Source organism: Gilliamella sp. Fer4-1, from assembly GCF_001690515.1.
Lineage (GTDB): Bacteria > Pseudomonadota > Gammaproteobacteria > Enterobacterales > Orbaceae > Gilliamella > Gilliamella apicola_C.
The window spans coordinates 1-6024 of record NZ_LZGZ01000348.1 but is presented as its reverse complement, the minus strand read 5'-3'; the positions used below and the strand labels follow the sequence as shown (position 1 = coordinate 6024).

Sequence of the window (6024 nt, the reverse complement as noted above, 5' to 3'; positions counted from 1 at the left end):
AGTTCTTCATTTTTTAGAACTCCGTGCTATTAACTTGTAAAGTTACTTACAATTTATGCATATTTTTTGTAAAATCGCCAATTACGTTTAAAGATAAGATCTATTTTTAATAAAATAATTATTAAGTGTACTGAGGTCATTTTTATGAGATTTAACAAGCTATTATTAGCCTTGCCTGTGGCGCTTGCCAGCCTACTTTTACTAACAAGTTGTGATAATGGTAAACCGCAGAGGGGTTTACCAAAGGTAACTGTATTTAAGGTTGAGCCATTAAGTTATACATTAAAAATTAATTTACCAGGTAGAGTTGTCGCATCTCAAATTGCCGAAATTAGACCTCAAGTGAGTGGTATTGTTTTAAAACGTGAGTTTGATGAAAGTTCAAATGTTAAGGCAGGTCAGTCTCTTTATCAGATAGATCCAGCTATTTATCAAGCTAACTATGATAGTGCGGTAGCTAGTGTTGCTAGTGCTAAAGCAAATGCAAATATTGCTCAACTTACTCTTAAGCGTTATGCTGGATTATTAAATAGTAAGTCGATTAGTCAACAAGATTACGATAAAGCTGCCGCTGATGCTAAGCGAGCCGAAGCTGCAGTATTAGTTGCACAAGCGGCAGAGCATACAGCTAAAGTCAATTTGGATTATACGAAAGTGTATTCGCCGATTGATGGCTATATTGGTAAATCAAGTATTACCGAAGGCGCTTTGGTTTCAGCAGGGCAACCTTCCCCATTAGCATTAGTTCAACAACTTGATCCTATTTATATTGATATGACTGAAGCAGCAACTCGTTACAATAAATATCTTCAAGATGAAAATGTAATTTATGAACCAATTAAGAGCAATAATGTTGAACTCTTTTTCAGCGATGGTTCAAAATATCCCGAAGCTGGTACTATTAAATTCTCTGATATGACGGTTAACGAAACAACAGGTACTGTAACTTTACGTTCGCAATTTTCAAATAATGATGGAAAGATTTTACCAGGTATGTTTGTTAAACCTAGACTAACATTAGGCATAATAAAAAACGCTATACTTGTTCCACAAAAAGGAATTACGAGTAATCAATTTGGACAATATACTGCAAAAATTTTAAAACCAGATAATACAGTAGAATATCGCCAGGGTATCCAAGTATATGCAGGAATAGGTGGCTATTGGATTGTAACAAAAGGGATTAATGCAGGAGAAGAAGTCATTATCACTGGATTACTTAATTTAACCGCTGTCGAAAAGCCAATTAAAGATGCCCCTCCAATGAAAGTAACAAAAATAGGTGATCCTGATAAGCTTTCGCAGGAGCAATTAGATGGTATTCTCCAAAATAGTATGAAATAAGGGTAGATTGAATTATGGCTAAGTTTTTTATTGATAGACCAGTGTTTGCATGGGTAATTGCTATCATGATGATGCTAGGCGGTGCCTTATGTATAAAGTTGCTGGCTGTTGAACAGTACCCAGATATTGCTCCCCCTTCTGTAACTGTTAGTGCAACTTATCCGGGTGCTGATGCACAAACTATTGAAAATACAGTAACTCAGTTGATTGAACAAAATTTAACAGGGCTAGATAACCTCATTTATATGAAATCAACCAGTAGTGCACAAGGCTTTGTTCAAACAACATTGACTTTTGCGCCTGGTTCTAATCCTGATTTTGCTCAAGTGCAAGTTTTAAATAAGATAGAGAGTATTAAGTCTCGCTTACCTGAGAGTGTGCAAAAAAATGGCGTATCTGTTGCTAAAAACAATACCAGCTTTTTAAAAGTTGTTGGTTTTTATTCAACTAATCCGAAAAAAACACAGGCTGATATAGCTGACTTCGTCTATTCTACTGTGCAAGATCAAATTCGGCGAGTTCAAGGGGTGGGTGATACTCAATTATTTGGTTCTGAATATGCTATGCGTATCTGGCTTGATCCCAATAAATTAACCTACTTTAATCTATCAATTGAAGAAATTATTGCAGCCATTCAAGCGCAAAATGCACAAGTAACCGCTGGACAGTTAGGCGCTTTACCTGTAAATGAAGGGCAAGAGCTTAATGCAACCATTACCGCACAATCGCGTTTAAAAACACCTGAACAATTTCAAAATATTCTTGTTCGAGTTAATACCGATGGTTCTAACATTTTATTAAAAGATGTGGCAATCGTTGAAATTGGCGCGTCGGATTATAACTTTATTTCTCATTATAATGGCAATGTATCAGCTGGCCTCGGGATATATTTAGCAACGGGCGCTAACCAATTAGATACTTCGGCAAAGGTGGATAAAAAATTAGAAGAGTTATCTAAAATTTTTCCAGAAGATATTAAATATTCTTTTCCATATGATACAACCCCATTTGTTAAGTTATCTATTAACAATGTAATTCATACATTAATTGAAGCAATCATTTTGGTTGTTATTGTCATGTATGTATTTTTACAAAATCTTCGATCGACACTTATACCTACTATCACTGTACCTGTTGTATTATTGGGGACATTTGCGATCCTCTATATTTGTGGATTTACCATTAATACCTTATCCATGTTTGCTATGGTACTTGCTATTGGATTGTTGGTGGATGATGCAATCGTTGTTATTGAAAATGTTGAACGTATCATGCATGATGAGGGTTTATCGCCTTATGATGCAACGGTTAAATCGATGGAGCAAATCACTTCAGCATTAGTTGGGATTGCTGTTGTTTTATCTGCTGTATTTGTGCCGATGGCGTTTTATGGTGGTGCTGCTGGGGGAATATATCGCCAGTTTTCAATTACCATAGTAACGGCAATGGGATTATCAGTATTGATGGCGATTATATTGACACCGGCACTTTGTGTGCAGATTTTGAAAGCGCCGTCTAAAAATAAAGTTAAGAAAAGTTCATTAGGTGAGAAATTAGAGTCGGTACCTCCATTTAGTTGGTGCTCAACAGGCACTAAACGCTTTTTTAAGTGGTTTAACCACTTTTATGATAAAAGTTTACGTTCTTATGAGAAAAGCGTTATTAAGGTTATCCGTAAGCCTATAGTTGCTTTTGTTTGTTATGCTTTAATACTCGTTGGATTGTTATTCGGTTTTAACCGTTTACCTACAGGTTTTTTACCAAATGAAGATCAGGGCGTGCTTTTAGTTTTAGTTGAATTACCACCGGGTTCCACATTAGAGCAAACCATGTCAGTTTTAAATAAAACCGCTCGTTTTTATACTGAAGAAAAAGTAAAGTCTGTTGAGGAAATATTTACTGTTGCTGGTTTTAGCATGGTTGGTCGTGGGCAAAATATGGGGATGGGTTTTATCCGATTAAAAAATTGGGATGAGCGCAAACGAGCCGATCAAAAAGTTAACGCTTTAGTTGGAGACGGCATGAGATTTGCGTCAACCATAACCGAAGGTCGTGTAATTGTAACTAATTTACCAGCAGTGCCATCTTTAGGTATGGCTAATGGTTTCTCTTATATGCTTAAAGATACTGCGGGATTAGGGCATCAAGCATTAGTTGCTGCGTTTTTCCAAATGCTTGAGCAAGCCTCTCATCATCCTGATTTACAACAAGTACGTCCAGCTAGTATGTTAGATGTTCCTCAATATAAAATTAATGTTGATTTTGAAACTGCACAGGCTCTTGGTGTGTCAGTCAGTAGTGTTAATACTGTATTATCTACAGCATTAGGTTCTGCTTATATTGATGACTTTGTTTATAATAACCGAGTTAAAAAAGTCTATCTGCAATCTGATGCACCTTACCGTATGTTGCCTGATGATTTTAGTTATTGGCATGTCAAAAATAAAAATGGGCAAATGGTACCTTATGATGCATTTGCAAGCACAACAAAAACTTATGGTTCACCCTCTTTAGAACGTTATGATGGTGTAGCAGCAATGGGTATAAGTGGCTTAGCTGCACCTGGAATGAGTTCTGGTCAAGCAATGACTGTGATGGAAGAATTATCAAAACAGTTACCAAAAGGATTTACATTTGATTGGACAGACATTTCGTATCAGGAACGTCAAACAGGTTCACAAACAACGACACTTTATATTATTTCAATCATTGTGGTATTCTTGTCACTAGCCGCGTTATACGAAAGCTGGACAGTGCCTATTTCGATTTTGTTCATTATTCCTCTTGGTATTTTAGGAACTGTTTATGCAACGATGTTTAGAGGACTTGATAATGATATTTACTTTATTGTTGGTTTATTGACCACTATGGGGCTGTCAGCTAAAAATGCTATTTTGATTGTTGAGTTTGCCAAGGATGCCCTTGAAAAAGAAGGTAAATCGTTAATAGATGCAACACTTGAAGCTTGCCGTTTGCGTCTACGTCCAATTTTGATGACTTCATTTGCCTTTATTCTTGGTGTACTACCACTAGCATTAAATAGTGGTGCTGGTTCTGCAAGTCAAAATGCAGTAGGTACTGGGGTAATTGGTGGTATGTTAACAGCAACATTTTTAACTATATTTTATGTACCGTTATTCTTCTTATTTATAACTAAATTATTTACTAAACATAAAAATAAAGCTGTGTTACCAACCAACCGCTCAAAAGCAAAAACTGAATAGTTAGTTTTTAATGCATGGATCAAATTGCATATTGGGCATGCATTTTAACGCGATATTAAGATAAAAAATGCGCCAATTTATTGGCGTATTTTTTGTTTATAGATGTCTACCATTACTTGATATTTAGTATATATTACTTACGAGACTTTATTAATTGTTGGCTGGTATGAGCGTGGGTAATTGCTATGGCTAAAGCATCAGCAGCATCGGCTTGCGGGCTAGCTGGTAATTTTAATAATAATTTTACCATATGCTGTACTTGTTTTTTATCTGCAGCACCAGTTCCTACTACACACTGCTTAACTAAACGAGCAGCATACTCAAAAACTGGTAAATTATTATTAACCGCAGCGACAATAGCAGCACCCCTGGCTTGACCTAATTTTAACGCAGAGTCGGCATTACGAGCCATAAACACTTGCTCAATAACAAATATATCGGGTTGAAATTGGAGTATAATTTCACTGACACCTGCATATACCCGTTTTAAACGAGTAGGCAGATCATCAACAGAAGTACGGATACATCCACTGCCAAGATAGGAAAGTTGACGCCCAGTTTGGCGGATTACACCGTAACCCGTCAAACGAGAACCTGGATCGATGCCAAGAATAATGGCCATTAAAGCGTTGCTGCGACCTCGTCAGAAACTTCACCGTTATGATAAACTTCTTGAACATCATCACAATCTTCGAGCATATCAATCAGACGTAATAATTTTGGTGCAGATTCAATGTCAAGATCGACTTTTGTTGCTGGAATCATTGATACTTCAGCGGCTTCAGCAACTAACCCTGCTGCATCAAGTGCATCTTTTACTTCACCAAATGTTTCTGGTGTGGTAAAAACATCAATAGCGCCATCATCGTAAGTAACAACATCATCAGCACCTGCTTCAAGCGCAGCATTCATCACTTGATCTTCATTGGTACCCGTCGGATATGAAATAACTCCTTTTTTGGTAAATAAATATGAAACTGAACCATCAGTACCTAAATTGCCACCCGTTTTAGTAAAGGCGTGGCGCACTTCTGATACGGTACGATTACGATTATCACTTAAGCATTCAACCATGACAGCAGTACCAGCAGGGCCATACCCTTCATAAATGATTGTTTCCATATTGCTATCATCTTCACCACCAACACCACGAGCAACCGCTCGATTCATGGTATCGCGGGTCATATTATTCGATAATGCTTTGTCCATTGCTGCACGTAACCGTGGATTTGACGCTGGATCGCCGCCACCAAGTTTTGCTGCGGTTACCAACTCACGAATAATTTTGGTAAATATTTTACCGCGTTTTGCATCTTGCGCTGCTTTACGGTGTTTGGTATTGGCCCATTTACTATGACCTGCCATAAAATTCTCCAGATTAAATAATTTTAAAATCGCTGTATTTTAACAAACTTTTACTTAAAATTCATTATCAATATGTTTATTCATTTTTGAT

Annotated in this window: 4 protein-coding genes; 2 read left to right on the top strand and 2 right to left on the bottom strand. The window is 36.9% G+C overall.

All coding sequences use genetic code 11. The annotated features are described in order from the left end of the window. Positions 1-144 precede the first annotated feature (144 nt). Both A9G30_RS11945 and A9G30_RS11940 read left to right on the top strand, forming a co-directional pair. A complete protein-coding gene (locus A9G30_RS11945; protein ID WP_065568138.1) occupies positions 145-1344 on the top strand; it encodes an efflux RND transporter periplasmic adaptor subunit in 1200 nt (399 codons plus the stop codon). A gap of 14 nt (positions 1345-1358) precedes the next feature. Next, positions 1359-4568, top strand: coding sequence for an efflux RND transporter permease subunit (locus A9G30_RS11940; RefSeq protein ID WP_065583424.1), 3210 nt, complete (start codon positions 1359-1361; stop codon positions 4566-4568). Positions 4569-4701: 133 nt separating this feature from the next. Here the strand turns inward: A9G30_RS11940 and ruvC are convergent, their stop codons facing one another. After that, positions 4702-5190 (bottom strand): crossover junction endodeoxyribonuclease RuvC, encoded by a 489-nt coding sequence (gene ruvC, locus A9G30_RS11935; RefSeq protein WP_065583423.1) that lies wholly within the window; start codon positions 5188-5190, stop codon positions 4702-4704. Further along, positions 5190-5933, bottom strand: coding sequence for a YebC/PmpR family DNA-binding transcriptional regulator (locus A9G30_RS11930; protein WP_065583422.1), 744 nt, complete (start codon positions 5931-5933; stop codon positions 5190-5192). Before A9G30_RS11930 ends, ruvC begins: the two co-directional genes overlap by 1 nt. Between the last annotated feature and the right edge of the window lie 91 nt (positions 5934-6024).